At 36.4% G+C, this 26,574-nt stretch carries 26 protein-coding genes and 1 riboswitch; of the genes, 21 read left to right on the top strand and 5 right to left on the bottom strand.

Annotated elements, in window-relative coordinates; translation table 11 throughout:
• Window positions 1-763: 763 nt before the first annotated feature.
• On the bottom strand, window positions 764-1,762 hold the full coding sequence (locus tag ORI89_RS07595) for a beta-ketoacyl-ACP synthase III (protein WP_268229859.1): 999 nt from the start codon (window positions 1,760-1,762) through the stop codon (window positions 764-766).
• 452 nt (window positions 1,763-2,214) lie between these two features.
• On the opposite strand from ORI89_RS07595, the gene ORI89_RS07590 reads away from it, so the two are divergent.
• Window positions 2,215-2,649, top strand: a complete 435-nt coding sequence (locus ORI89_RS07590; RefSeq protein WP_268229858.1) for an Lrp/AsnC family transcriptional regulator — start codon at window positions 2,215-2,217, stop codon at window positions 2,647-2,649.
• A gap of 183 nt (window positions 2,650-2,832) precedes the next feature.
• On the opposite strand, the gene ORI89_RS07585 is transcribed toward ORI89_RS07590, so the two are convergent.
• From ORI89_RS07585 to ORI89_RS07570, 4 genes are all read right to left on the bottom strand, one after another.
• Window positions 2,833-3,231, bottom strand: a complete 399-nt coding sequence (locus ORI89_RS07585) for an AAA family ATPase (RefSeq protein ID WP_268229857.1) — start codon at window positions 3,229-3,231, stop codon at window positions 2,833-2,835.
• Window positions 3,204-4,514 (bottom strand): chloride channel protein, encoded by a 1,311-nt coding sequence (locus ORI89_RS07580; protein WP_268229856.1) that lies wholly within the window; start codon window positions 4,512-4,514, stop codon window positions 3,204-3,206. Before ORI89_RS07580 ends, ORI89_RS07585 begins: the two co-directional genes overlap by 28 nt.
• Before the next feature lie 418 nt (window positions 4,515-4,932).
• Window positions 4,933-4,998: riboswitch (Fluoride riboswitch) on the bottom strand.
• A gap of 1,188 nt (window positions 4,999-6,186) precedes the next feature.
• Window positions 6,187-6,951, bottom strand: a complete 765-nt coding sequence (locus ORI89_RS07575; RefSeq protein ID WP_268229855.1) for a sulfite exporter TauE/SafE family protein — start codon at window positions 6,949-6,951, stop codon at window positions 6,187-6,189.
• 1 nt (window position 6,952) lies between these two features.
• Entirely contained in the window at window positions 6,953-7,639 is a 687-nt protein-coding gene (locus tag ORI89_RS07570) for an HAD family hydrolase (RefSeq protein WP_268229854.1), read from the bottom strand.
• Between the two features lie 103 nt (window positions 7,640-7,742).
• Between ORI89_RS07570 and ORI89_RS07565 the strand changes: the two genes are divergently transcribed.
• The 20 genes from ORI89_RS07565 to ORI89_RS07470 all read left to right on the top strand — a co-directional run.
• A complete protein-coding gene (locus ORI89_RS07565) occupies window positions 7,743-8,990 on the top strand; it encodes a tyrosine-type recombinase/integrase (RefSeq protein ID WP_268229853.1) in 1,248 nt (415 codons plus the stop codon).
• A gap of 24 nt (window positions 8,991-9,014) precedes the next feature.
• The gene (locus ORI89_RS07560) at window positions 9,015-9,257 is read left to right on the top strand and encodes a hypothetical protein (RefSeq protein ID WP_268229852.1); all 243 of its coding nucleotides are present in this window, start codon (window positions 9,015-9,017) and stop codon (window positions 9,255-9,257) included.
• A gap of 163 nt (window positions 9,258-9,420) precedes the next feature.
• Entirely contained in the window at window positions 9,421-9,690 is a 270-nt protein-coding gene (locus ORI89_RS07555) for a hypothetical protein (RefSeq protein ID WP_268229851.1), read from the top strand.
• Between the two features lie 31 nt (window positions 9,691-9,721).
• Window positions 9,722-10,267 carry a hypothetical protein gene (locus ORI89_RS07550; protein ID WP_268229850.1) on the top strand — a complete coding sequence of 182 codons (546 nt, stop codon included), beginning with the start codon at window positions 9,722-9,724 and terminating at the stop codon, window positions 10,265-10,267.
• Window positions 10,233-11,576 (top strand): PBSX family phage terminase large subunit, encoded by a 1,344-nt coding sequence (locus ORI89_RS07545; RefSeq protein ID WP_268229849.1) that lies wholly within the window; start codon window positions 10,233-10,235, stop codon window positions 11,574-11,576. Before ORI89_RS07550 ends, ORI89_RS07545 begins: the two co-directional genes overlap by 35 nt.
• 15 nt (window positions 11,577-11,591) lie before the next feature.
• Window positions 11,592-13,001 (top strand): phage portal protein, encoded by a 1,410-nt coding sequence (locus ORI89_RS07540; RefSeq protein WP_268229848.1) that lies wholly within the window; start codon window positions 11,592-11,594, stop codon window positions 12,999-13,001.
• Between the two features lie 172 nt (window positions 13,002-13,173).
• Window positions 13,174-13,836 (top strand): HK97 family phage prohead protease, encoded by a 663-nt coding sequence (locus ORI89_RS07535; RefSeq protein ID WP_268229847.1) that lies wholly within the window; start codon window positions 13,174-13,176, stop codon window positions 13,834-13,836.
• 32 nt (window positions 13,837-13,868) lie between these two features.
• The gene (locus tag ORI89_RS07530; protein ID WP_268229846.1) at window positions 13,869-15,089 is read left to right on the top strand and encodes a phage major capsid protein; all 1,221 of its coding nucleotides are present in this window, start codon (window positions 13,869-13,871) and stop codon (window positions 15,087-15,089) included.
• Between the two features lie 65 nt (window positions 15,090-15,154).
• Window positions 15,155-15,307: a hypothetical protein gene (locus tag ORI89_RS07525; protein ID WP_268229845.1), complete on the top strand. Its 153-nt coding sequence runs from the start codon at window positions 15,155-15,157 to the stop codon at window positions 15,305-15,307.
• A gap of 61 nt (window positions 15,308-15,368) precedes the next feature.
• Window positions 15,369-15,635 (top strand): hypothetical protein, encoded by a 267-nt coding sequence (locus ORI89_RS07520; protein ID WP_268229844.1) that lies wholly within the window; start codon window positions 15,369-15,371, stop codon window positions 15,633-15,635.
• Entirely contained in the window at window positions 15,625-15,849 is a 225-nt protein-coding gene (locus ORI89_RS07515; protein WP_268229843.1) for a hypothetical protein, read from the top strand. The genes ORI89_RS07520 and ORI89_RS07515 overlap by 11 nt, the downstream gene beginning before the upstream one ends.
• A gap of 1 nt (window position 15,850) precedes the next feature.
• Window positions 15,851-16,375, top strand: a complete 525-nt coding sequence (locus tag ORI89_RS07510) for a head-tail connector protein (RefSeq protein WP_268229842.1) — start codon at window positions 15,851-15,853, stop codon at window positions 16,373-16,375.
• The gene (locus ORI89_RS07505; RefSeq protein WP_268229841.1) at window positions 16,366-16,698 is read left to right on the top strand and encodes a phage head closure protein; all 333 of its coding nucleotides are present in this window, start codon (window positions 16,366-16,368) and stop codon (window positions 16,696-16,698) included. Before ORI89_RS07510 ends, ORI89_RS07505 begins: the two co-directional genes overlap by 10 nt.
• Complete coding sequence (locus ORI89_RS07500; protein ID WP_268229840.1) at window positions 16,698-17,138, top strand: hypothetical protein; 441 nt, start codon at window positions 16,698-16,700, stop codon at window positions 17,136-17,138. The genes ORI89_RS07505 and ORI89_RS07500 overlap by 1 nt, the downstream gene beginning before the upstream one ends.
• Window positions 17,138-17,569, top strand: a complete 432-nt coding sequence (locus ORI89_RS07495) for a hypothetical protein (protein ID WP_268229839.1) — start codon at window positions 17,138-17,140, stop codon at window positions 17,567-17,569. Before ORI89_RS07500 ends, ORI89_RS07495 begins: the two co-directional genes overlap by 1 nt.
• A gap of 24 nt (window positions 17,570-17,593) precedes the next feature.
• Entirely contained in the window at window positions 17,594-18,034 is a 441-nt protein-coding gene (locus ORI89_RS07490; RefSeq protein ID WP_268229838.1) for a phage major tail protein, TP901-1 family, read from the top strand.
• 13 nt (window positions 18,035-18,047) lie between these two features.
• On the top strand, window positions 18,048-18,452 hold the full coding sequence (locus ORI89_RS07485) for a hypothetical protein (protein WP_268229837.1): 405 nt from the start codon (window positions 18,048-18,050) through the stop codon (window positions 18,450-18,452).
• Between the two features lie 11 nt (window positions 18,453-18,463).
• Complete coding sequence (locus ORI89_RS07480; RefSeq protein ID WP_268229836.1) at window positions 18,464-18,742, top strand: hypothetical protein; 279 nt, start codon at window positions 18,464-18,466, stop codon at window positions 18,740-18,742.
• A 3-nt stretch (window positions 18,743-18,745) separates the two neighbouring features.
• Window positions 18,746-22,213: a tape measure protein gene (locus ORI89_RS07475; RefSeq protein ID WP_268229835.1), complete on the top strand. Its 3,468-nt coding sequence runs from the start codon at window positions 18,746-18,748 to the stop codon at window positions 22,211-22,213.
• A 3-nt stretch (window positions 22,214-22,216) separates the two neighbouring features.
• Window positions 22,217-26,574, top strand: a 4,358-nt coding sequence (locus ORI89_RS07470; RefSeq protein WP_268229834.1) for a hypothetical protein, incomplete at its 3' end; no start/stop codon positions are given.

Below are 26,574 nucleotides of genomic sequence, written 5' to 3'. Positions count from 1 at the left end.
TATTATTGAAAGTGGGCGTTCGTAATTTTGTTTTAATTCGAATCTGTTGATTCGTAGATATTCTCAATAAAAGAGAAATTAGAAGAGAATAAAATCTCTAAAAGGGAGCGTTTTTAATGCTCTAAAAGAAAGGAAAAAAGACTAATAAAATGCTTATTTGAATGATGATTATACAGGTATGAAATATACCCGGTTTTTTCCTTCAACAAGGCAAAGATACTAATTTCTGCTGTTAAAAGCAAATTTGTTAACTAATACGGGAGTTGTTCTTTGTTGACTGGCTTTTTTTTGCCTGATTTTTTACAATAATTATTATGTTTTATTACTTTGAATCAAGCTGTTTTTTTTATTTAAAAGATCTTATTTTAATTTTTTCAGTAGCCTGACTTTTTTGTAATTTATTAAGATCAGGTATACAAATAATTATTATTGAAAGTCTTGATAAATTTTATAAAACTGGTTCTTATATTGGTTATTTCTGTATGTTATTTGTTGCTGTCTAAAAGTGTCGAAAAGTATGCTGAATAGTAATGTATATTTTGAGAATCCTATTGTTTGTAATGTTATAATAGTTGTTATTTGATTAAGTTATGTTAAAAGTGGAGGGCTGCTGGTGTGAGATTTTAAGGGGAGGTGTAATTGCGGATAGGAGTAGTTTATTGTTAAGTATATGACACCATATCTGTATTGAGTATGTTTACAGATGTTTATTATGTTTTAAAAAAGCCTCTTCTTTTTTAAAAGAAAAGGCTTTTTTACTTTTTTAGATGGCCCAACGCAATAAGCTTGCTCCCCAGGAAAAGCCAGCACCAAAAGCTGTAAGCATTACTATGTCACCTTTGTTAAGACGTTTGATATTTTCCCATATACAAAGTGGAATGGTTGCAGCGATCGTGTTTCCTAGGTATTCGATGTTGCTTAATGTTTTTTCTTCGGCTATATGAATAGCCTTACCCACAGCATCAATAATTCTTTTATTTGCTTGATGTGGAACAAGCCAGTTTACATCATTTATAGTTAAATTGTTGTTTTTTAATAATTGGATGCAAGCATCACTCATCGATTGAACTGCTTGTTTGAAAACAATTTTGCCATCTTGTTTGATGAATTTTTGAGGATTGTCAACATCGCTATGATGCGTCGGGTATAGGGAGCCTCCTGCCTCAATATTTAGAAACTGTTGACCTTCTCCGTTGCTTTGCATGAAGGCATCTACAATACCTACTTCTTCAGATGGTTCTAGCCATACTACACCTGCTCCATCACCAAATAGAATATTTGTGGATCGGTCTTCCATATTGACAAAGGCACTGATATTATCTGCTCCGACGACCAAAACGTTTTTGTATCTATTGGTTTCAACAAGTGAAGCTCCCATGTCGAGCGCATATAAAAAACCAGAACATGCCGCATTCATATCAAATGCCCATACATTTTTAAGGCCTAATTTTTTCGTAATTATATTTGCTGTAGCGGGCATTAACATATCGGGGGTAGAGGTCGCGACGATTAGCGCATCTATATCTTCTAATTTTTTATTATAAGTATCTACTAAATTTAGGATAGCCATTACAGCCATATCTGAGGTAGCTAAATCTTCTCCTAGAATTCGACGTTCTTTTATGCCAGTACGCTTTACGATCCATTCATCAGAGGTTTCACAGACTTTTTCTAAATCCGAATTTGTTCTGCGACCTTCCGGAACATAACCACCAACAGCAGTTATTGAAGCGTATTGTTTAAAAGTTGTAATTGTTTGCATATGTGTAAAATAGTGGTAATCCCAGAGACAAATCGTGTGTATTTAGTTCTGTTGTCTCTTTTATTGATTGTTGGTCTTGCTTTTTTATTGTGTGAAAATATTCTTTATTAATTTGTTGCGTGAGCGATGTGCTATTTTATTACAACTTTATCATCAAGTAATTTTTTGTTTATATGTTAGGGGAGAGGATAATTGTTCTACCTTAAAAATACCATATATTTTTGTGATACAGATATACCGATGATCACCGATTTATCCAAGACAGTATGTAGCAACATTATCATAAACTCAAAACACTAATGGACTATAATTAAAAGGCAAATGTCTGCAAAATAAAAATACTTATCAAATTAAAGTAAAAATGAATCTTTTTTTTAAGTAAAGGTCGATTTGTAGATTGTTTTTTCTTTTTTTTGGTTTTACAAGTATTGTAGAAATATAAATATTTACATATGGTTCTAGATGAGGTGGACTTAGCAATATTAAATCTTTTGCGCAAAAATGCACGCTTAACTAATAAGGAGATTGGTGTGTTGTTGAATAAAACAGCAACGCCCATATTTAAAAGAATTAAAAAATTAGAAGAACATGGCTTTATAAAAGGTTACGTGGCTGTTATAGATTATAATAAGATAGGAAGGGGCTTATTAGCTTTTACACATGTGCAGCTTAAGGATCATAATAAGGAGGATTTACAGAAGTTTATTGATAAAGCAATTTCTTTTGAAGAGGTATTGGAGTGTTATCAGGTTTCTGGTGATTTTGATTTTATATTAAAAATAGCTTCTGAAGATATAAAATGCTATCAAGAGTTTATGGTTGATAATTTACTAGATATCGTTCCTTTAACTACTGTGAAGAGTACTTTTGTAATGAAAGAAGTTTGAATAAGATTATACCTTCAGACCGAGGTTCTGAAGTATAAAATCTACTCTTACTGTAATAGATTCCGTAGGCACATGGATTAATTTATAACCGTACTTTTTATAGGTTTTTACCATTTTCTTATAGGTAAATAGATAGGTGTCCCAGTCTTGTTTTTGCTCATTATCAGTTGTGTATATGTGTTTTCATGGTGGTAAAATAAATACTTCTTTATGGTAGAGTATTCCTATCTGCTCTTCATTTATAGGGCAGGTAATATTTAGGTTTTCCATTTCGATATAACATAGACTATCTAAAATGCCCCGATCGAAAAAGATGAGTTCATTGGTTTTACTTTTTTGAATCGTTTGATAGGTATTTATTGATCTGGTCAACATTTTCCTCGCATAGCTCTCTTTATTTTTCCAAGATATTGCATCTCCCATTGTTTGAATTTCCTCTTTTATGAGTCTTCTGGCGTCTTCTTCAACAGTATTAAATGAACGTTTTTTTAATTCTTCTATGAGGCTTGTTTTTCCGACTGAGGGTCCGCCTGTTATAACGTATAAGTGGTTTTTCAAAATATTTTTTTTATTGTATTCCATATTTGATTGCATAGTAAGTAAATTCTTTTCTTCTTATATATAAGCTGAGCACCATAAATACTTTGATGACCACTGAATAGGTAAGCTATGTAACAGGCTATGAGGTAGAGTGTAATGTGTTCTGTTCCAAATATTTCAGCTCCCATTATTGAGGACGCTAATGGTGTATTAGTAGCTCCTGAAAATACAGCAATAAAGCCTAAGGCTGCAAATAAGCTTACTGGTGCATTAAGGAAAAAAGATAGCGTATTACCGAGGGTGGCTCCGATGTAAAATAGAGGCGTTACTTCTCCTCCCTTAAAGCCTGTTCCGATTGTAACTCCTGTATATAGTGTTTTCCAGAACCAACTCCATGTGTTGGCGCCGTTTTCTTGGAAGGCGGATTGCACTGTAGTAGCTCCTTGGTACTCAGGGTCAACTCCAAGACTTAAGTAGTCCGGTTTACCATTTACAATTGTCAAAACTATAATAATCACGCCTCCAATCGCTGGTATTAACCACTTTTTTTTGATGATTTTTTGTGCTAATGATTTAATATGTTTTGTTAAGAAGGAAAAGAAAAAGGCAGCAAGGCCAAAGAAAATAGATGCTATAATTATCTTAAAAACTAAGCTTGGTTCTACATAGAAATACTTCTGAATAAAATTAATAGCGTAGGGTTTATGATAGTCGATTGAATAAGATGTGTGTGGAATTTGTAAAGTTTTTACTGTTTTATCCGCAACTAAAGCAGCGATAATTGCCGGTAAAAATGTTTTGTAATTAGTCCTTCTTATTTGGAGTATTTCTACTGCAAATACTGCACCAGCGAAAGGTGTGCCGAATACGGCTCCAAATCCGGCAGCCACGCCCGAAATAAGCGTTGTTCTACTATCTATCTTGAACCATTGTCCAAAAAAATACGCAATACTGGAACCTATTTGGACGGCTGTACCTTCACGCCCTGCCGATCCGCCGAAAAGATGTGTGATTAGTGTAGTAACTAACACGAGTAAGCCCATGCGCTTAGGGATGCCTTGATTTGGCTTGTATATTTCAGCAATAATTAAGTCGTTTCCTTTTTCGATCGACTTTCCTGCTTGTTGGTATAGGAAGTAAATAAATACACCTGCCAACGGAAGAAGATATAATAAATAGGGGTGTAAAAATCTCTGGTGAATTACAAAATCTAAGCACCATAGAAAGAAAGCAATGATTAAACCCACTGTTATAGCTATGAGTGTTAGAGCGATCGATAAGCGCGGTAATTCGGAAATGAATATTTTTATTCTTTTTTTTGTCATTAATGTATTCATTTTATGAAACTCTTTAGTGAGCTCGCAGTCTCTATTTAATCTTTAGTCGTTGTATGGAATATTTATCTTGTATTATGTAAAGGTTAATTTCTGTTATTGTATATATTATTTTGAAGTTGTTGGTGTTTGTTTTTTTATTGATGTTTTATAAGTGAATAATTATTCGAGTTATTTTTCTAATAAACAGCATGAATATCCCTTACTTAGTTCGTGAGTGCGCTAACCTTGATTTGTTCTTGATCGTAAGTTGGATATGTAGTGTTTTTTCTGCCTGAAGAAATTGATATGTAAAACGGTTTTAAAAGCTTAAGGTGATTTTGCTGTATCGCTTTAATATTGGAATATATCATGTTGTTTTGTCTACAAATAAAATAATTGTTGGAATATTTATTTTTCCAACCTATTTAAAATTGTAGACGCCATCAGCTTTTTAGAGCGGTTTATTTAGGAAGGCATCATTTCCTTTAAGTTGCTAAAATACAAAAAAAAATAATAAGTGAATATGTCTATAGAGAATATTCTTCATTTTGCGATTTATAGCACAAAAAAATGTGTTAATGGATAAAAAAAAATTTATACAATATATTTGGTTTTCTTTATGTTCAGATGGGAATAAAAAAGATTCTATGTAATAAAATATGCCTGCGTCTCCAACTTTATAGCGATTTGGAATATCAATCAGCACTGTGTCGTTCCAGACGGTATAGTAATAATAGTTAGGCACGCCGCACGCTTAGCTCTGAAATTCTATCTGCATGATGTTTTTTAGCTTATTTAAGCCCATGTTTGATAGGAATTCGCTTGTTTGGTAAGTTTGTCCGTAGTCTATATGGTCAAAAGTATTGAGGCTGATTAGCTTTCCATTTTTTATCTAGCAGTTTGATTGCTTCAATATGTTTATCTTGGTCGTGATTGTTTTTTGCAGTCACAAAACGTTCAAAACCATAAATATATTGATTTTATTCTTTGTCCTTTTGTATACCGAGAGCTAATAACCCTTCCCAAATAAATCCTTTTTTAAGTTGACCATCTTTTTCGTGGTTGATTTGTCTCCAGGGGGCTAAAAAACCTTTTATGATATCGCCGTTATACGCTTCACTTCGTATATTAACAATAGAGCCAATAGGTAAGGAATCGACTATTTGATAGCTAAGTCAGGGGTTAGAGCGTATATAGGCATTGTTAGTAAAGATCACAAGGCGGTATCTTCGATTTCTAGGTTCCATAGGTTATGCACTTATGAGAGAGCAAATGCGGCAGGCTCTTCTTCAGGTGATAAGTATTCTTGAGCGGACACTATTTTATTTAAGCAAAGAAAAGATGTCATTACATAAAAAAATGTTCTTTTCATAAAAATGAAATATTATTAAGGACTTTGTCTATTGTAAATATGAATACGTAAAGATAAACTGTTTTTTTATTTTTTATTACATGTTTGTAAGCTAAGACGTACCGTTGAATAAGTCGATTAAAAAAATCCTGAAGCGGGGTGCTTCAGGATTTTACCAAACCAATTATTAACCTAAATTATGAAATTATATCTTTAGAACGTAGGTTAGTGCTGTAATAGTATGTGGATGAATTTTTTTAACTTTTTTTAACTATATTAATATATAATTTAAATTGCACTCCGTTTTTTTATTCTGTTTTAGTCTTTTTTCTATACTACAATTAATAAGAGTGCTGAGAATATAACTAGCCAAGTAATAGCTGTATGAAATTTAGATTCACTTAAGATTTTTAAAAGACGAATCCCTATGTATACGCCTAGAACAACAAAGGGAAGAGCCAGTAAGTTAAGGTATAGACCCGCTAAACTTAGGTTTTTCCAAAGGAAAGCTTGTAGAGGGACTTTACTAAGGTTTAAAATCATGATAAACCACGCTGATGTAGCGGCAAAAGTTATTTTATTGAGTTTTTTTGACAGCATATAGACCGATAATGTTGGACCAGCTGCATTGCCTATCATTGTTGTAAAGCCTAGTATAACCCCAAAGAGGGGAGAATACCACCTGTTTTCTATTATTTTGTTATGTATCTTTTCAGTCGTGTTTTGGAGCCAGAACATAGAAAATATACCTAGTAGTATTGATGTTCCGATAATAGTTTTGAAAATGCTATCATTAATATATCTCCCCAGTAGAACACCTCCAATAATTCCTATGAAAGCAGTTGGTAGAAGCTTTTTTACCTCTTTCCATAGAAATACTTTTCTAAAATAGATGATTGCTACGATATCCGCAAAACAGAGCAAGATTAGAATGACACCTGTTGAATGTTTTGTGCCAAATAGGAATGCAAATAAAGGCAATGCAAGTACGCCTATATTTTGTATTCCTCCTTTTGACATGCCAATTAAGATAGCACAAAGGATATATATAAGAAATCCTAGTGGTGAATTTATTAGTTGAAAGGCTTCCTGCAATTTAACTTTTTAGCAATGCTATTACTTTTTCAGTGTCTATTTGCCTATAGTCTTCGATATAAAAAGAGCATGGGGGAAGTTGTTTTTTTGTATGTGAACTTAATACTCCAACAACCTTCATACCTGCATTAAGTCCGGCTGTTATTCCTGAAAAAGAATCCTCAAAAACTAGACATTGGCTTGGGGGAACCATTATGTTCTGTGCTGATTTTAAATAAACTTCTGCATGAGGTTTATGTAAATTTACATCTTCACTAGCTAATAGTGATTCCATTTTGTCTGCGATATTTAAGGCGTTTACAATCAAGTGCATATTTGCTGCCGGTGCAGATGTAGCAACAGCGGTCTTGAAATTCAATTCTTTGAGTTGTTGGAGAAAACTTAAATACCCCGGAATCGTTTCTACCTTATCCTTATATGTTTCTCGAAATAGTGCTTCTTTTTCTTCTTCAAGTTTCTTTAGTTCTTCACCTTGAATAGGTCTTTTAAAGAAGTGTGACATAATATAACTATTATGTTTACCGTACATGTGCTGTTCAAATTCTCTATCATTGTATGTAATTTGGTAGCGATCGAAAAACTGTGCAAAGGCTATGGCATGATGTGGATTTGTATGGCAGATTACTCCGTCCATATCAAAAATTACAGCAAAGTTGTTAAAATCCTTGTTAATAGCGTTTAAATGCATTGTGAGCGTGTTTGAAAAAATGAAAACTAAATATATTAGCAAATATACGAGCTTTTTTCGTATGTTTATGAGCAAATGTTTTATGAATGTTTTATGAAAACCTATGGCATCAATAACACCTACTATTTTACAAAACAATCGTCGAAAAGACGGCACCTGGCTTGTCGTTTACAGACTATCTCATCGGCGGTCTTCTGTGTACATAAAAACATCTCATGTAATATCAGAAAGTAGCTTAAACAAAGATAGGACTATAAAACAGAAGTTTATCCTTGATTATCTTTATTCTGATATTTTGTTGTTGCAGGATAAAATATCTAGACTTGGTATTAGGGCTGAGAGTATGACCGCTTCACAAATCAGAGAGCTACTTATATCAGACGGAAGGGACATAGATTTCATTGAATTTATGGATGAATGTTTTGTGGAAATGTCTAAAAATCTTAAAAAAAATACGATGGGAACCTATCGCACAACCATCAACCATTTGAAAGATTTTCAAAACGGAAAGCCCTTATATGTGCCTGAGATAACGTCTAAGTACATTCGTGCGTTTTTAGAGTATGTAAAGAAGCCTCGTTCAATTACAAGAAGCATGGGGCGAAGTACAGCGCAAGAAGCGGTGATGTCTGGAGGAGTGGCATCAAATAACTCCATCCATACTGTTTATTTTAGATTTAAAAAACTTTACGATTTATGTAAGGAAAAGTACAACGATGAAGAACTTGGGGTAATCCGTATTCCAGGAAATCCTTTTTCAAATGTGCCGGTCCCAAAAATGCAGATCACAAAAAAAAGAAGCCTTAGTATTGAGGATGTGAGATTTATTAGAGACTATCAACCTACTATTTTTGGAGAGATTGTCGGGAAAAATATTTTCATGTTATCATTCTACTTGTGTGGCATAAATATAGTTGACCTATACAACAATTTACACGAGGAAGTCGAGAGGCTTGAATATAATAGATCGAAGGTTGAGGATATAAGGATGGATAATGGCTTTATAAGTGTATCTATACCCAAAGAAGCAATTCCGTACGTTCGTTGGTTTATTTCCGTTAGAAGTAGGTGGTCTAGTTCTGCTATTCTAGTAGAGGCCTGTAACAGGGGGCTAAGGAGGATATCTCAAAAAATGGAAATGAAAGAAAGTATTTCATCGTACTACGCTCGTCATAGCTTTGCTACAATAGCCCGAAACGACTGTAGAGCGAGCAAAGATGATGTAGGGTTGGCTCTTAATCATGTAAGCGCAGATAATCGAATTACTGACACATACATAAGGCCTGATTGGTCCATAATAGACCAAGTGCAGAGAGATGTAATTGATAAATTAAATGAAGACTTGTTTTAGCTAAATAAGTTAGTATATTTGTGTGTGAGCAACATAATAACATTAGGATATTACGCTGCAAGGTCAGTTGTTCCAAGGTGCCTTGCGGATGATGATGGTGCTTTAAGAATAATAAAGCAGAATTGTATTGACGAGATATGCAAAAAAGCTCCTCACTTGATAGGGCGTGATGAAAAAGATTTTACGATGAAAGTGTTTGAGTATGATGGAGAAAATATCTTACACGACAACATTACAGTTAGAGTAGAAATTAATACATTTATTTAAAATAGTCTTTTCATAATTTAGGTTTATAATTGGTTAGTTAGTTAGCCCCACGTCGCCCGATGTTGGGGCTTTCTTTTGCTATATATTTTAGTCTTTGTTTTGTTGATAAAATGTTTTAGCTTATTTTTGATAAAAATGTTAGTTTGATTTAAATACATAACACATGATTAAATTTTTCACCGTAGAACATGAATCTGATTCTACAACTAGTTTTTATGGCACTAATAGTATTGTGTCGATTTGTAAAGGTCTGGACCCTCATGCTAAAGAAGATGGAGAGCATACTATTATAAGATATGCATCTGACTACAATATCCTTGTTGTTGGTAACTATAAGGATGTCAGAAAAGCTATTGAAGGCTTGAGTAATGGAAGTGATGAAGGCTTAGTGCTTAAGGAGTATGTTATCCAGCCTGCTCCATTTGTGTTGTAAGAGAGTTTCAGTTTAAGTCAGGAGGTTTACAATGAGTGAAGAGGATAAAGAAATAGATGTAGGAGGTAGGCCTTCTGATTTTAAAGAAGAGTTTACAGAACAGGCTTATAAGCTATGTTTGCTTGGTGCTACTGATAAGGATTTAGCAGATTTTTTTCTTGTTTGTGAAGCAACAATAAACAATTGGAAGAAAAGTAAAGAGGGGTTTTTAGAGTCCATACGTGCGGGCAAGCGTGTAGCTGATATGGAAGTTGCTGAATCCTTGTTTAATGGAGCTAGAGACAGGATAGTTCCAAAGCAGCAAGCTTTCAAGGTTAAAGAGGTTTCTTACAATGAGAAAGGGCAAAGAGTCGAAAGAGAGACAGTCCAAGTTGTTACGCTAGAAGAGTTCTTGCCTGGTGATTTCCGAAACCAACAATATTGGACAAAGAACCGTAGCCCTGAGAATTGGAAAGATAAACAAGAGGTGGACCATAAGTCAACGGATGGCACAATGTCGCCAAGAACAACAACAATCAAGTTTAGTAAAGGGAGTGTAGGGGATGGAAGTAGCGGAGGAAGAACTAACGATAAGTGATAAGTACGAATCGCTATTTAGATGGCCTGAGGTTACGGATGAAGATGACCCTCTCTATGTAGTCGATACAGCTATTGTTACAGGCGGTAGAAATAGTCAAAAGTCTTTTGCTGTTGGTACCGCTACGTGTGTTATGGCCAAAGATTGGGCTAGGTCTGTTCTTTACACTAGATACACGTTAACCGCTACCCAAGATTCGATTGTACCAGAGTTTAAGGAAAAAATTGATTTGCTTAACTGTGAGTCTTCTTTCGATGTGTTAAAAGACAGGGTTATTGCGTTAGATGATGAAGGTAACGAAAAGGCTAAGATAGCATTCAAGGGTATTAAAACTAGTTCTGGCAATCAAACAGCCTCTTTAAAATCATTGAAGGGGTTTTCTGTTTTCGTACTAGATGAAGCAGAGGAAATGCCTGACTATAGCGGTTGGGATAAAATAAAGAAATCAATTAGGGCTGAAAAGCGAAACCTAAACGTAATAATCCTAAACCCTACAACAAAGGAGCATTGGATATACAAAGAGTTTTTCGAAGAAAGAGGGGTGCCCGAGGGGTTTAACGGCATAGTTGGTAACGTGCTTTATATTCACTCTAGCTACCTGGATATGCAAAAGGAGCATATAGCCGAAAACCTACTTGCAGACTTTGAAGAGTCAAGGTTATGTTATGAGGATCTAAAAGATAAAACAGAAGATGAAATATTAAAACTTGAAGTAACCCATCCTCGAAAGGTAAAACTTTATCGCTATTACAAACACGTTGTTTTAGGCGGTTGGCTTGATAAGGCTGAGGGGGTGATATTCACCAACTGGAGATATGGAGAGTTTGAAGAGGTTGCTCCATCTGTATGGGGGCAAGACTTTGGATTCAGTACTGATCCTACAACTTTGGTTCAAACATCAATAGATAAGAAGCGGAAGAGGTTGTATGTTAAATTACATCTATACAAGCCTAAACTTAAGACAAGCGAGATATACGAGGCTAATAGCGACGCTGCAAGGAGTGGTCTTATATACGCTGATAGCGCAGAACCTAGATTGATATCAGAATTAAAAGGGTTGGGTAACAACATTAAAGCTACTATTAAAGGACAAGGTAGTATTACAGCAGGAATAGCGGTATTGCAGGATTTTAACGAAATAATTGTAGATCCTTCTAGCGTGGAGTTAGGGAAGGAGTTCAATAATTACGTGTGGCATGACAAGAAAAGTAAAATACCTGTCGATGCATTTAATCACGCTATTGACGCTATTAGATACGCTGTTTACCCCCAGTACGCTAAGAAGAAGAGAGAAATATATAACAACTAAAATAATAAGTGCAGTATGGGAATGTGGGGAAGATTATTTAAAAAGAAAAGCTATACACCTAGCGGATATGGTGTGTTTACTCCTGTTGTGAGTATAGGTAAGGATATTGTTGATTTGCTTAAAGGCGGTAAAGGTGGATTATTAGAGGAGGCAATGTTCAGCTCTACTTATGTCTTTCCTATCGTTCGTATAATTATTGATAAGTTTAAACCTTGCCCTTGGCTACTATATGAGGTCACAAATGAACAAAAGGCAGCATATTACCTAAACTACAGGCAAAAGGCTGAATTTATCAAGCAGGCCAATGAATACAAAGTAAAGGCTCTTCAAGAGGTGGAGACGCACCCTTTGTTGGATTTACTCAATAGGCCTAACAGCTATCAGACAAGAATGCAGTTCTTAGAGGATATAGGAGGCTTTTATAATACACTAGGGGAGTGTATGATTTATGCGGATATTCCAAGCATTGGAAAGAATGCTGGTAAGCCAGTCGCATTGTATTCTTTGCCCCCTCATTTGGTAGAGCCGATATACTCAAATGATTTTCGTAATCCTATAAAACATTACATTTTCTATTTTGACGGCAAGCCATTGGAGATTGAACCACATCGTGTTTTGCACATCAAAAAATGGAATCCATTATATAATTATGCAGGTGCCGGACTTCATGCTATTGCGCCAATAGAGGTTGGTAGGAATATCCTAAATAGAGAAAAGGCAAATCAAAAGGCGCAAACACGTGCTTACATCAATGGTGGGCGTGCATACCTTGTTAGTGCTGAGCAACCAACGGGGGACGAAGAGGTAATGACACAAGAGCAACTCGATACGTTAAACGATCGTATCAAAGAAAAGCTGCAGGGTCCAGAAAACTACATGAACATCCAAGCTACAAGCGCATCTGTTAAAGTGCATAACATAGGTGATAGCGTTGCGGATATGAAGTTAATCGAAGCAGATCAAGAGGATTTAAAAAAGACATGTTCGTTATTCAACGTAGATCCTATTTTATTAGGTATTAAAGATGGTGCTAAGTATGATAACCAAGAAGGGGCATACAAGGCCTTAGTTACTCAGGTTGTGATGCCACAACATAACGATATAACAGAAGGACTGAACCATTGGTTAATCCCTATGTTTACTAAAGGAGATGGAAGAAAATACATGCTTGAGGCGGATAATGCTTTTTATCCAGAGCTGCAGCCTGATGTTAAATTGATGCGTGAGGTTTATGGCTCTGGACACTTCTCTACAAATGAATTTAGAAGTGTTATAGGTTGGGATGTGTTTAAAGATCCTATAGCTGACATGATGCTGCACCCTACTAATATTAAGATTGTGAGTGCTGAGTTGTTAAAGCAAAGTCAACAATCTATGAGAGTGGACAATAAGCCAAAAATAGAAGATGAAATAAATAAAAGCTAAATATTTTAGCAAAAGTTTGCAAATGTAATTTTAGCTAATTATCTTAGCGGTAGATTGTAGGACGATTTGTGGTCAGGGTTATGACAAAAAGAGATTGGGCGAAATAGAAAAGTGCTGTTGATCATGTGTTGAGGTTTCTATTTCGCCCATTTTCTATTAAGTGAGGTGGATTATGCAGGGTATGTTAACCAAAGGAATTAGTCAAGGATTTAAGGATGTAGACGTAAAACAAGGGATTGTTACGGGCTACTTCGCTCATTTTGGCTCAAAAGATAGTGATGGCGATATTATTGTTAAAGGGGCATTTGCTAAATCTATTCGTGAGAATGGCCCAAAATCAGCTAGGCCAAGAATTAAACATTTATTAGACCACAACAAGAAAAACGCTATAGCGGTCATACTTGATTTGAAAGAGGATGACTTTGGGTTGTACTATGAATCTAAGGCAGGCAGACACAATGCGGGGCGTGACTTCTTATTAATGGTTGAGGATGGTATTATCACAGAGCATTCACACGGCTACATCACTTTAAACGAGCAGCACAAATCTGATGCTAACTACATTTATGAAAACATATTATTAGAAGGCTCTAGTCTTCAATTTTGGGGCGCAAACTCCAATACTCCTGTAACAGGAATTAAGTCAGCAGAGGACATCTTTGCTACTGTTGCCATGCTTGAAAAAGCAATGCGTAATGGTAAATACACAGACGAAACATTTATTCAATTAAGCGAACGTATCAAGTCACTTTATGACTCTCTTAAGCCGTCAGATGACACTTCGGAGAAAGAAAAGCCGGCTGTCTACACTAAAGCAGTATTGAACTTTTTATAACAGAATTTTCACAAGAGAAAAGGATAAGTGAGATGGAAGAAAACGAAGTAGCAGAAAAAGTAAAAGGGTTCGGGACCAAATTGGATGCGAACGAAGCAGCTGTAAAGCTTGCTAAAGAAAAAGCCGAAGCAGCGGAGCAGAAAGCGACAGAGTTAGAAGGTAAGCTTAAGCAGTCTGAGGAAGATGCAAAAGAAATGCAAAAGCATTTGGATCAGCTTACTGTTAAAGTTGAGCAAGGCGGAGGCGTTACGGTTAAGGAAAAGTCATTGTCTGACGAGTTAAAGGAAAACGAAGAGGCATTCAAAGCTATTGCCGAATCGTCAACTTCTACCAAAGGTCAAAAATTCAAGATCAAAGCTGTTTCGTCTCCAATGACAACAGCAACTGTATCTGGTAATGCGCCCAGTTTATACCGTACGGAGGTAGACAAGACAATTAACCGTGCACCTCGCGTAAACCCTAGAATATCCGAGTTGGTAAACACTCAGGCTACAAACGCGGGGTTGATTACTTACGTGTCTAAGGTAAACGAAGAGGGTACGGCTGAATTTACAGCAGAGGGAGCGTTAAAGCCTGTTAGATCATTCGAGTTTGTAGATGATGAATCAAAGGTAAAAAAAGTAACAGTAGTTTTTAAAGTTACTACTGAGACCCTAAAGTTCGTTGAACAGTTTGAAGCAGAATTGCGTACTGATGGTATTCAAGCAATTGAAGATGAAGTAGACAAAAAGCTTATCAGCGGAGACTCTGCTACAACTCCAAAAGAGATTGATGGGCTATCAAAGTTTACAGCGGCGTTTAACGTGACTGGATTATCGGTGAAAGACCCTAATAACTACGATGCGTTAGCAGCTATGGCATTGCAAGTGTCACAGACGGGCCATCACCCTAACATTGCGTTAGTCCCTTCTATTGATCACTTAAACATGACTCTAGAAAAAGGATCTGACGGGCATTACATCTTGCCTTTGTTTAACACCAAAGACGGCACTTTGATCGGCAACGTTAGACTTGTCATTAGTGATGAGCTATCCCCAGGAGAAGCTATTGTAGGTGACTTTACGAAGTTTATCGTTCGTCCTGTTGACGACTACACTATGGAAATCGGAACTGAAAACGACGATTTGCGTAGAAACTTAAGAACTGTTGTATTAGAGCGATTCTTACACTCGTACGTAAAGCGTCACGATAGAAACGCTTTCGTTCAGGATACGTTTGCCAACGTTAAAGCTGCTATTGTAGCAACACCATAAAGTATAGGGGTAAAACCCTACACTTTATAAAAGTTAATTGAGTAAGAAATTTAATATTACATAAAATGTCTGATAAAAAAGAAAGTAAAGTAGTTGATACTACTAAAAGAGTAGAGGTTACGGCTACAAAAGATCATCCTTATGTTAAAGAGGGTGTAAAGATAAAGGTAGGCGTATTGCAGGTTGATAACCTTAAAGCAAAAGGCTTCATTAAATAGCATTAGCAGTATGGTACAAGTTGGATGTTCGATTCATCCAACTGCTACAAAATATTGAATTATGGGATTAAAAGACAGTATAATCAAAGCATCCACTATCGAGGTATCAATTAAGCCTGTATCAGTGAATATTACTATTGTAAGTGAGCTTTCTGTAGGAGATAAAAATCAAATGATTGAGTCTACACCTATAACTGTTTGTTATGATGATTTTATGAAGCTTATCAATAGTGACAAAGTTACAGATGTTAAAGTTGAAAAATCATCTTTTGAGAAACGAATGGAAAAACTGTGTAAAGAAAGAGGAGGCGATCGGTATGGCGTATAAATTAAAAGCAAAAGTGCTGATCAGCAAAAAGCCCACATGCAATTGCGGTGGTTTTTATCATCCAGGTGAAGTGTTTGAGGAATCAAACGAACAAAAGGCAAAGCGATACATTGCTAAAGGATGGGTTGAGGTTTTGTCGGAACCTACAGATGTTAAAGAAGCTAAAGCGCCTGTTAAGACAAAAGAGTTAAAGACAGCTACAAAAACAAAGTAGAATGCTAAACATAGAGATATTAGAGGAAATAGGACCAGAGCCAGTAAGCCTAGAGGAAGCTAAGGTTTATTGTCGTATTGATGCTGATTATACGGGTGATGACGACTTATTAAATGAGCTTATCACATCCGCTCGCACCCATATTGAAATGTGGGCTAATATCTCTTTGATTGAAAAGCGTATCAAGGTATATTCTGATACAAAAGACACTCTTTGGTTACCTCGTTCGCCTGTCAGGGAGATAGAGTCGGTAACAGACGAAGAAGGCAACGCTATACCGTATAACAGTGCTGTTACTTTCAAAATAAAGTTAAGCCATTATGGAGGCTACTTCGTCACTTATAAAGCAGGATTTGAGCCTTTGCCAAAGGATTTAAAGATAGCAGTACTTAAGCAAGTGTTAACCGATTACGATAATAGAGAGAACCTAGTTATAAACGGAAATAATCAAGTGCTTAGTTCTACTACATTATCCAATGCGACAAAGAACCTTGTTAAACCATATAATAAAAATCTATGGCTTTAAATGTAGGAGCAGGGAGAAGGCGAGAAAGAATTTCAATATACAAAAACGAAGTAGTGCGAGATCTAGGAGGTGGAACAACAACCAAAGAAACGCTGTATTGGGACACTTGGGCTTGGGTTAAAGAAATAAAAGGCACAAGGGTAGCGGAAACCTTCCAAGATAGTTTAAAAAAGGTTTACTCGGTTCTTATTCGCTATCGTGATGATAAAGAGTTAAACAACGCTATGCAGGTTGAAATTAGGGGTAAAAAGACCACTATTGAGAATATAGACAACGTAGAGTTACAAGGTAAGTACATTGAAATAATCGTAAAGGTGCAGTAATGGCGATAACAGGCTTGGCAAACGTTCAAAAGATGCTTCGGGATAAGGTTAAGACTTACCGCAATGGCGTTAGGGATGTTGTTCGAGATACTGGTAGAGGTGTTGAGTTTGATGCAAAAATGAATGCTCCGCCAATGATCGATGGCCTTATTAACGGTGAGATAGTATCAGATAAAAACGGCTATGGTTATAGTGTTAAAGTAAACGCAATGCCGGGGTCGGGCATGATGCGAAACATGCCTGTTTATTTGGAGTTCGGTACTGGTCTTTATGCAGCATCATACGTACCTACACTTCCTAAGGAGTGGCAAGATGCAGCTAGGAAGTATTTTATAAATGGTAAAGGAACAACAAAGGTTCATAGTTTTCTAAATCCTGCTTGGGTAAAGAACACTAGCCCTTTTGTTTACAGAGTTAGAGAGGTTTTGAGAAAGGGGTAATGAAAGACGCTAGTTACGAAATAAGAGTTGGTTACATAATGGCTTTAGAAGGGTTGAAGTTGGACAATGAGCTTATTATTTCTCATGACGAAATAAAGCCGTTCGACGATGATTCAATGACTTATATCGTAGTGTCTGGACAGACGTTTACGGACACTAGCGCTAAGTGTGGTTTTGCTACAGACCATGCTATAAGCTTAAATATAGTCACAAAGTTTAAGCTTGGCTATGGAACAAAAAAGAAGAGCGAAGACATTTCAAACTTAGTTCTAGCAAGGCTTATTCCTGAGTCGGGAGACACTCTTATTGTTACTCCCAATTTCCATATATGGAATACAAAATTAACGATGGCAAAAACAGTAGTAGACGAAACAACGGAGCGTATAATAACAAAAATATTAACGTTCAGACATGAAATAAATCAGATTTAGTTTTAACAATAAAATAAGGTAGAGATGGCAGAGAGATTTGAGAATGGGAAAGATTACCTATTATTTATTAAGGACGGGACTCCAACTCCTGAATGGTTGACACTGGCGTGTCTTACAACTAATGGTTTTGAGGGGTCACGTGATTCTATTGATACATCAAGTAAGTGCTCAGGCGCATGGGGTGCATCAATAGCGGGCAATGCTTCTTGGACTATGAGCGGTGATGGTATGGCTATAGATAGTCAGTTGCAAGCTTCGGAGGCGAGCTTTGATAAGCTATTTGAGTTATTCAAGTCCGGCAAAACATTTCCTGTTAAAATCGCTAAGGTAGGAGGTAGTTATGTTCGTTATGGTGAAGCATGGATTTCTTCCTATAACGAAACTCAGGGTAACAATGAAGCCTTTACGTTCAGCGTAACACTTCAAGGAGTAGGGGAGCCAATGGATGAAGAGCCTACACCATAATCTTAGATAAGGTATGAGAATTGATTTAAAAATAGGGGGTGAGATAATCCCCCTTTATTTCGGAATGGTAGCTTTTGAGGAAATGCAGAAGCTTGTGGCTGATTATATGGGGACAAACAAGTATGCTGCTGACGTTGTGTGGGCAGGGTATTTAAATCAATGTGCTATTGATTGTATTTCTCCAATTTTAAGCTACTCCGATGTTATGCGAAAATTAGAAGATCATTTCTTTAGTCCTGATAGTGTTGATTCAAATATCAAAGACGTGCTAGATTCGTTTGACAAAAGTAAAGCAGGGTCTAAGCTTTTTGAGGTAATAGATAAAGCTGTAGATATAGTCGAAGGAGTTTCGGAAGATCTCGAAAAGGTAAAAAAAAAGGAGACGAAAACACGTCGTACACAGAAATTAAAGAAATAGCTTTTGGCCAAATGGGATTGAGGCCTAGTGAATACTATAGGCTCACTCCTGTTGAATTTGGATTAATGTATTCTGGATTTTTAAGAAAGGAGACTGAGCAGAAAAAGAAGCTTAGACTCCTTTCTTGGTTTATAGTGAGCAGCCAATGCGACATGAAGGGGCAGACAATGGAATCTTGGTGGCCTATAGGAGAAGAGGAGATAAAAACAAATACAGTAGACGTTAAATCATGGAGCGAGGAAAAGCGGAATATTGCTTTATCCTTGATTAATGACACAATAGGAGGGTAGGATATGGCGGCAGATGCAGTTTTAAGTGTAGAGGTAAGGGCGAGGTTAGAAAAGCTATCATCAGGCTTAAAGCAGGGTGAGAAGAGCATAGAAGACTTTGTAACAGTTGGTAATCGTGATCTTTCTAAGATAGAAGCCAAATTTGCGAGTTTAGGAAAGACAACTAAGGATATAGCTAGTAATATCAAAAGCGCTTTAGGGGGCATATCGCTAGACGAGTATATGAAAAGCTTTGGTGATAATAAAGCTATCATAGAACGATCAAGAGTAGAGGTACAGAAGTACAAAGAAGAAATTGAGAGGCTTAAAAAAGTTGGTCAAGACTTAACAAATCAAATTAGGGAAAAAACCAAAGCCTTAAATGACTCTAAGGTCGCAACACAAGATGCAAAAACAGCTACAGAAAATCAAAGAAAAGCAACAGAGGCAGAAAAGACAGCGGCTGCAGCTCTTAGGAAAGAGATAGCTCAAATAACTCTTGATAAAAGGAAAAATGCTCAAGAAACAAAGGCGGCAACAGGATCGTACAGAGAGGCGCAACAACGACTTACTGCACTAGGTAGAGCTATTAGGGAGGCTAAAGGTGGTTTTGATTCGACAAATCCAGCTATAAAAGCGCAAATAGTTGAATATTCAAAATTAAATCAAAAGCTTAAAGAGTTCGATGCCACACTAGGGAATCATCAAAGAAATGTAGGTCACTACAGGAGTGGTTTACTTGGTGTTATTCCTGTTATAGGACAATTTACAACTGTTATAGGTCTGGCTGCAGCGGCTCAACAAGGAGTTCAAAAATCATTTAGTACAAACCTAAAACTGGACGCTCTTGAATATGCCATACAGCGAATAAGTGGAAGTACAAAAGAGTTTGGCAACAACTTGGCTTTCCTCCGTTTGTCATCTGATCGATTAGGTATTGAGTTTATATCAATGGCTGAGTCCTTTAAGATGTGGCAAGGAGCGGTGCAATACTCAAATATTACTTCAGAACAATCTAGGGATATATTTGAATCTGTAGCTAATGCCGGTGCAAAAATGAAGCTGTCAACCGATGAGGTTAAAGGTACTTTCTTGGCTCTATCTCAAATGATATCTAAGGGCACAGTATCTATGGAAGAATTGCGTAGGCAGTTGGGTGATAGATTGCCAGGAGCTTTTTCTTTAGCTGCAAAAGCTATGAACATGAGTGAAATGGAGCTAAATAAACTCGTTTCTTCTGGGCAACTTATGTCTGAGGAGTTTTTGCCAAAATTTGCTAAACAATTAGACATAGCGTTTTCAAATGATAAGGTAGAGAGGGTAGAATCTCTCCAAGCTTCTGTAGCTAGACTTAAAACAGAATGGGATATGTTGTTTAAGTCAGATGTTGCCACAGGATTCTTTAAAGAGGTTACTGGGGGCTTAGCTTCATTGTTAAAAATTATAAATAGTAATGAAGACTCTACATTTTCACTTAGGGGAGAGTACGCAAGAACAGAAGATCAGTTTCATAAAACATATAGAAATGTTGTATTGCTAACCCAGGAATACGACAATTTAAAAAGTAAAGCAAACCTTACTAAAGAAGAGCAGAATGAATTAAATAATAAGGTTAGAGAAATAGGTGAGTTAATGCCTGAGGCTGTATTAGAGTGGGGTAGATATGGCGACGCAATATCAATAAATAGGGAAAAGCTACAGGGGATGACTAAAGATCTCTTGGAATGGAGGCGTATGCAGAATGAAACTACTCTAAACAGTTTACAATCGGAATTTAAGAAACTGGACGAAAAATCAAAAGCATATCAAAGTATTTTAGATAGATACACCTCGCATGTTACCAATGATCCTAAAGAAAAAAAATATATATCTGACCAGATAGATTTTTACAGAAGATTGGCGACAGAGGCAGGAGGTAGGTCTTATGATATTGCAGTAGAATTAAGAGGAACTGGTATAGTAGACTTATCTAAGGAACAAAAAAGGGTATTGACATTTTATGAAGGTGTAAACGAAGCTTCGGAAAAAGCTAACAAGAGTATTGTTAAAAACAAAGAATATTGGGAGAGTCAGATAAAAAGTCTTCAAAAAAGCAGAGATAGCTTGACATTAGATAAAAAAGGAAGTGAAGAATGGAATAAAATAACGGAATCTATTAAAGTAGCTAAGAAGAACCTTGATGCTTATTCTCTTTCTCAAAAATCACTTGGTATCGGAAGTTCAGAAAACGATGTAAAAAAGTTAAAAATTTCTAGGGAGAAACTAGCGAAAATATTAATTGACTCTAATAATAGCTTAAATAAACAGGAGCTCACAGGAATACAAAAAACACTAGAGGCAATCAATCAAAAATATGATAACTGGAAAAGACAGGCTATTGAAGCAGTTGAAAATGTTGGCACATCGACAGAAACAATAAAGAAGCTTGAAATAAACAAGCAGGCTGAAACTATTATAGCTGTAGATGCTATGATTAAGAAGTCTATAAAAAAGAGAGAAGAAGACGCTAAAAAGATGGCGACAAAAATAGCTGACTCTAATCGGAAAATATTATCTGACTCTATAAACATAGATTTAGTTTTTGCTAGAAAGTTTGACGAAACATCAGCTCAAAGAAATTTAAGACTCCTTAATGCAGAGTATAAGAAGCTTGCTAATGATTTAGAAAAAAGTTTAAGATCTCAAGTTGCTATTGGTGTTGTAAATGTTGATGGCGACAATCGAAGAGATAAACTTCAGGAGGAATACTTCGATAAAATGGAAGATCTGTATAAAAGAGAGCAAAAGACTCGCTTAGAAATGGTCGATACCCGAAATTTATTTAACAGATCACTGGAGCAAACAAATATTCTTTTAGAAGAGAATGAAAGAAAGTATTTATCAGGAGCTATTACATTAGAACAATACAAGTCAACACAAGGTGTTTTACTAGACAGCAAAGATAAGGTTATTGCACTTCATGGCGCTTTTGAAAACTTAACAAAGGGCATTGGTGATTCTTTTGCCACAATGTTAGTTGAAGGCAAGTCTTTTGGAGAAGGAATGACTCAGGTTTTTAAAAACATGGTGACCTCTATTATAAGTGAGTTGATGAGATTGGCTGCGGTTAAAATATTCGGAAGTATTTTTACTGGTGGAGGTTTAAATCTATTGGGTGGAGTTCTAGGATTCTCTTCGGGAGGTTATACTGGTAATGTTGGAAAAGAAAAGGTAGCAGGTGTTGTGCACGGTCAGGAGTTTGTATTTAGTGCGGCAGCTACCAAAAGAATAGGTGTAGATAATCTAAAGGAGTTGCATAATGGAAATGTTCCTTCTGTTTCTGATTTTACGCCTCGAATTGCTAAAAATAATAGTAACTTTAAGCCATCATCTACAAGCGGGCAAAGTAGGTTGTCTTTAGATGTTAATGTTAAGGGTGAGCAGCGTAATACAACTACAAAGTTTGCTGTTAGTCGTGCTGTGAGGTTTGAAAAGAAGTTTGGGAGAGGGTAAGTGATGTATAGGGAAATTTATTTTCATGATTATTGCATAAATGATACAGGCGATAATGCTAGATTATCTATAAGGAAGAAAAACTACGGTGGCGCATCAACAAGTGTTGATGCGGGCCCTATTCCTTTCAAAAAGTCTATTCTAAATAGCGAAGAGAACTTGATAGGTGGCATTTATCCTACAATGGGAGAAATACAGCTTATAGGTACTAATACTTTTGGGATGGACGATCTGATCACAGCTAACGATTCAGATTACCAAGTAGTGCATTTAGTAAATGGAGAGGTAGACTGGATAGGCTTTTTAACTCCTGAGAGCTTTGGGGAGGTAGATACAAACAATCTACGATACTTAGATATTAATGCTTTCGATGGTTTAACACGTCTAAAAGATTTAAAGTTTGTTGATTCCGCAAATCAAAACTTTGGAGCGACCGATGGTTCATTTGAAAAAAGCCTTCTATTTTATATAAAAGAATGTCTCAAAAAGACAGGTCTTGAACTTGATATTGTCACGCTTGTAGATAGGCTTCCTGTAGTTCCGACAGGTGAGTTTAAAGATGCGATGGCTGTTATACCAATAGGTGACGAATGGATTTATAGCCAATCTTTCAATTCTTTAAGTACTAGCTTGGTTAAAGTAGGTAATTATTTCACTTGGACCTTTGAGGATGATGCAAAAGGATCTGTTTTTACATCCGAAATACTAGAAGTCGACAGGAGTGACGTAGATGCGGGTGGCGGTGTAGGCATTAGACTTTCTCCTGCTCCTTTAACATCCGACGTGGGAGATTTAAACAGGGAAATATCATACTTGTTTTTTGAGGCAACTTCTAATCGAAACCAAGACGTTTTATCTGTATCTAAAATAGATGCTAGAATCTGGGTAGATCCTACAGGTAAGCCAGATGAAGAAACAAAGAAAAAGTACAATTATTGGGATTTTACTAAAGGCACTAGGAGTGCGTGGGATGTCTTAAACGACTTAGCGTTATCTTTTGATTTTATAGTTAGTCAAAACTATGGACAATGGATTATAAGTGCTGTAGATATACATAGAATAGAAGACGACTTCTTTAGATATGATTATAATGGCAGCTTTATAGACCGAGTCCCTCAATCAAATGTTGTTGTGATACCTTGCGAAATTGATAAAATTTTTAATCGCAAAGACGGCAACACAAGGTATATTGATAAAACATTAAAAAGTGTATCGGTAGGGTATGAGTACAGATTTAAAGCTGAAGGTGATGATTTAGCGAACTTTTTACAGAATGGAAATTTTTTATTTCCCACACTTGTAAATAACCCCAACACATACACTCCTGACTTCTGGGAGAGAAAGGCAGCATCCGCTCTAACTATTGCAAAAAAGGTTCTGCCTCCTTATCCACCTTTGGCCGATCAACTTATAATGACAGGGGGGAGTAATCAGAAGTTTAAGTGGAATAACGGACTTATGCAAAAAGGAATGAATCTTGAAAAAGATGACACCCTTTATATAAATCTATGGCATGATTTTACTCAGCATTGGTATGATGCTGCAACATATGCAAATGCAGCGCAATATGTAGCTTTTGAAATAAAGCTTATTAATAAGAATAACTCTAGCGAGGTCTATTATTTAGTAAACAAAGGTGTTGAAGGAGATATATCCTTTAATGGCGGCGTTATGCATTTACCAAGCGATCAAACAGGGCAATGGGTTAAAAAGCCACTTGATAGCAATATCGCCTATTACTACAAGTCTAATACGATAAAAAAACCTATATCTAGCGAGTATGGATCGTGGGTTGGTTGGTCTGAAATAAATATTAAATCAGACAATGTTCCTGTAGACGGTTTTTTAGTATTTACGGTAATAGGTAGCGCAACTGAGACAACGTGGTATTCAAAAAAAGAGGGGCGAGCGAGCGATTACAATTTTTATGCATTAGACGTTGATATATGGAACTCGGAGGCTAACGTAGTTTTTAATGAGGAGTTGCCGAATCCTGATATTAGGTTACAAAAATACACCTCGTTTGAGAATCAATTTGCAGATTCAGGCGGTAATCCTGATTTGAATTTTTACCCTAGTATTGCTATTGCTGACATCAAATTATCTAGAATTTCTGGACAAACAAAGGGTATTGGTAGATTATACGAGTATAGACAAATAGAAGATTATTTCGATACGTTAGATGATATTACTATTGTAGTAGGAGATGAGGATAATGAAGATCATCTATCTGTTGTTAAAGTTGAAGGAGTTGTTTGTGATAAATGGCTAACTAGAAGCGGTGGAATGCAACTAGGCGCTTTGGGTCTTACGTTAGCAAGATCTATTCAAAGGCGGTATTTTACTCCAAAAAGAATGTTGGATGGTGAAATTTCTGCTTATCCTTTAAGTCTACATAATATATATGATTTTGAAGATTATGCAGGGTTAAAATGGGGGCTTAAAAGTGGTGATGTCTCCTTAAAAGACCATTCTTTCAATGGCACATTTGTACAGTTGCAATCTGTTAACTTACCTAATGGAGGTTTTGATTTTGGGCCTAATAGTTTGACAAAAATCAATTCTAGTTCTAACAGCTCTGGTTCTTCTAGTGGTGGAGGTGGTTCTTCGGGCGGCACTTCTATTTACGCAGAAAAAGCAGGTTATGCCGAAAGAGCCGGCCGTGCTGATATCGCTACTCATGCTGCAACAGCTGATACGGCTGGACATGCGAATACTGCAGACTTAGCTACTCACTCCCTTACAGCAAATCACGCAAATACTTCTGACTTAGCGAAACGTGCTTTAAGAGCAGATCTAGCGGATAATTCTATTTTGTGGAACGGGTTAGCGCAACCTAATTATTTAACGCAGCCTGTTCGCCCAGGGGATAGCCCAAAATTTGAAGGAGTTTCTTCTCCTGCTTTCCAAAGTGGTTGGTCAGGCAATGGCTATAGAATCGTAAAAGACGCAAATGGTAAATATGTATTAGAGGTTGATGATCTTTTTGTAAGAGGCGAAGCAAACTTTTATTCTCTTGTTGTAAATGAGCTGAAGTCAACCAATGGAGCTATCATCGTATCTGATGGTATTGAGATTACAGGAGTGACAAAGACAGGTAGCAACTATGTATGCTCATTTGATACTGATGATGGTGCTGTCGGTAATCCTTTCAGGTTTGATGATGTAGTGAAATGTCAGGTTTGGAATGGTCAGGGGGCGAAGCTTTTTGTTGGTCGCGTTTTGTCGACTACATCGTCAAGTTTTACGTTATCGATACTACAAGGTTCGTCTATTCCTTCTGAAGGAGATCATATTGTCCGAATCGACAACTTTACAGATAATAATCGTAAAGGGATAGTATACATTACTGCCAGTGATTCAGGTGCGCCTTTTATCGATACAGTTTATGGCATGTGGACGGACAGAGCGAACAGCGTACGCACCCGTATGGGTAATCTTGCAGGGATTGTAAGCCCTATTTTCGGTACACTAGCAGATTTCGGTTTTTATGGAAAACGAGCATACTTAGAAGAAGCGCATGTACACGGTACTCTTATAGCAACATCGGGTAGTAATGTCTATAACAAATCCGAAACACAAGCAGAAATTAGCAACGCTGAGGGGCGTATTAACCTACAGGTAACTAATAAGATAGATGCTATTCAGATTGGGGGGCAAAACATTGCTAACTCAGGTGGTGGAGGAAATAACTGGAAGAATTCATTTTTTTACAGTACAGATTACAACATGTTGACAAATGTTACTATTGGGGGTAAAATTTGGAAACGTAAAAATATAGAAGGTCAGACTTTGCGTATTCAACAAACTCTTGGCTTAATATCTGACGAATATTATACATGGTCTTTTGATGCTTTTACAGAAAGTGGAATTGACAATATTAATTTTAGAAATTATGCTGGGGGTTCTAACTACACAAGTAACTCTATAGATATAACTACAACTCCTACTCGTTATTATGTAACATTTAAAGTTAGGAGTGGATATACAAGTGATTTACCTCATATATACGGAATTGATTTAGGAACTCATTTTGCAGATTTTCAGCTTGAAAAAGGTAATAAAGGCACAGAATGGAAGCCTAGTGTTCACGATATTAAGGATAGTATCAACGCCGTTCAATCTTCTGTCACTAATCTAGCTATTACAGTAGATGCAAATACACAATCTATTTCACAAAAAGCAGAACGCACAGAAGTTAATGCTCTTGGAAATCGAGTAAGTACTGCGGAGCAAAAGATTACACCTGATGCAATTAACTTCACTGTTAAAGCTCAGGTCGACAGTAAGAGTACAGGTCGAATGATTTATCGAGACCCGAGTTTCGAAAGTGGACTAAACAGCGTCAAGGTATATAATAA

Origin of the sequence: Sphingobacterium sp. UT-1RO-CII-1 (assembly GCF_026711005.1) — a bacterium.
Classification (GTDB): Bacteria; Bacteroidota; Bacteroidia; order Sphingobacteriales; family Sphingobacteriaceae; genus Sphingobacterium.
The sequence above is the reverse complement of the archived record's forward strand: the minus strand, read 5'-3'. Positions and strand labels throughout refer to the sequence as shown.

Bases quoted from the DNA above. Each gene is read 5' to 3' on its own strand.
- ORI89_RS07595 (WP_268229859.1), bottom strand. From the start codon at position 1,762: ATGCAAACAATTACAACTTTTAAACAATACGCTTCAATAACTGCTGTT.
- ORI89_RS07590 (WP_268229858.1), top strand. From the start codon at position 2,215: ATGGTTCTAGATGAGGTGGACTTAGCAATATTAAATCTTTTGCGCAAA.
- ORI89_RS07585 (WP_268229857.1), bottom strand. From the start codon at position 3,231: ATGGAATACAATAAAAAAAATATTTTGAAAAACCACTTATACGTTATA.
- ORI89_RS07580 (WP_268229856.1), bottom strand. From the start codon at position 4,514: ATGACAAAAAAAAGAATAAAAATATTCATTTCCGAATTACCGCGCTTA.
- ORI89_RS07570 (WP_268229854.1), bottom strand. From the start codon at position 7,639: ATGCATTTAAACGCTATTAACAAGGATTTTAACAACTTTGCTGTAATT.
- ORI89_RS07565 (WP_268229853.1), top strand. From the start codon at position 7,743: ATGGCATCAATAACACCTACTATTTTACAAAACAATCGTCGAAAAGAC.
- ORI89_RS07555 (WP_268229851.1), top strand. From the start codon at position 9,421: ATGATTAAATTTTTCACCGTAGAACATGAATCTGATTCTACAACTAGT.
- ORI89_RS07550 (WP_268229850.1), top strand. From the start codon at position 9,722: ATGAGTGAAGAGGATAAAGAAATAGATGTAGGAGGTAGGCCTTCTGAT.
- ORI89_RS07545 (WP_268229849.1), top strand. From the start codon at position 10,233: ATGGAAGTAGCGGAGGAAGAACTAACGATAAGTGATAAGTACGAATCG.
- ORI89_RS07540 (WP_268229848.1), top strand. From the start codon at position 11,592: ATGGGAATGTGGGGAAGATTATTTAAAAAGAAAAGCTATACACCTAGC.
- ORI89_RS07535 (WP_268229847.1), top strand. From the start codon at position 13,174: ATGCAGGGTATGTTAACCAAAGGAATTAGTCAAGGATTTAAGGATGTA.
- ORI89_RS07530 (WP_268229846.1), top strand. From the start codon at position 13,869: ATGGAAGAAAACGAAGTAGCAGAAAAAGTAAAAGGGTTCGGGACCAAA.
- ORI89_RS07525 (WP_268229845.1), top strand. From the start codon at position 15,155: ATGTCTGATAAAAAAGAAAGTAAAGTAGTTGATACTACTAAAAGAGTA.
- ORI89_RS07520 (WP_268229844.1), top strand. From the start codon at position 15,369: ATGGGATTAAAAGACAGTATAATCAAAGCATCCACTATCGAGGTATCA.
- ORI89_RS07515 (WP_268229843.1), top strand. From the start codon at position 15,625: ATGGCGTATAAATTAAAAGCAAAAGTGCTGATCAGCAAAAAGCCCACA.
- ORI89_RS07510 (WP_268229842.1), top strand. From the start codon at position 15,851: ATGCTAAACATAGAGATATTAGAGGAAATAGGACCAGAGCCAGTAAGC.
- ORI89_RS07505 (WP_268229841.1), top strand. From the start codon at position 16,366: ATGGCTTTAAATGTAGGAGCAGGGAGAAGGCGAGAAAGAATTTCAATA.
- ORI89_RS07500 (WP_268229840.1), top strand. From the start codon at position 16,698: ATGGCGATAACAGGCTTGGCAAACGTTCAAAAGATGCTTCGGGATAAG.
- ORI89_RS07495 (WP_268229839.1), top strand. From the start codon at position 17,138: ATGAAAGACGCTAGTTACGAAATAAGAGTTGGTTACATAATGGCTTTA.
- ORI89_RS07490 (WP_268229838.1), top strand. From the start codon at position 17,594: ATGGCAGAGAGATTTGAGAATGGGAAAGATTACCTATTATTTATTAAG.
- ORI89_RS07485 (WP_268229837.1), top strand. From the start codon at position 18,048: ATGAGAATTGATTTAAAAATAGGGGGTGAGATAATCCCCCTTTATTTC.
- ORI89_RS07480 (WP_268229836.1), top strand. From the start codon at position 18,464: ATGGGATTGAGGCCTAGTGAATACTATAGGCTCACTCCTGTTGAATTT.
- ORI89_RS07475 (WP_268229835.1), top strand. From the start codon at position 18,746: ATGGCGGCAGATGCAGTTTTAAGTGTAGAGGTAAGGGCGAGGTTAGAA.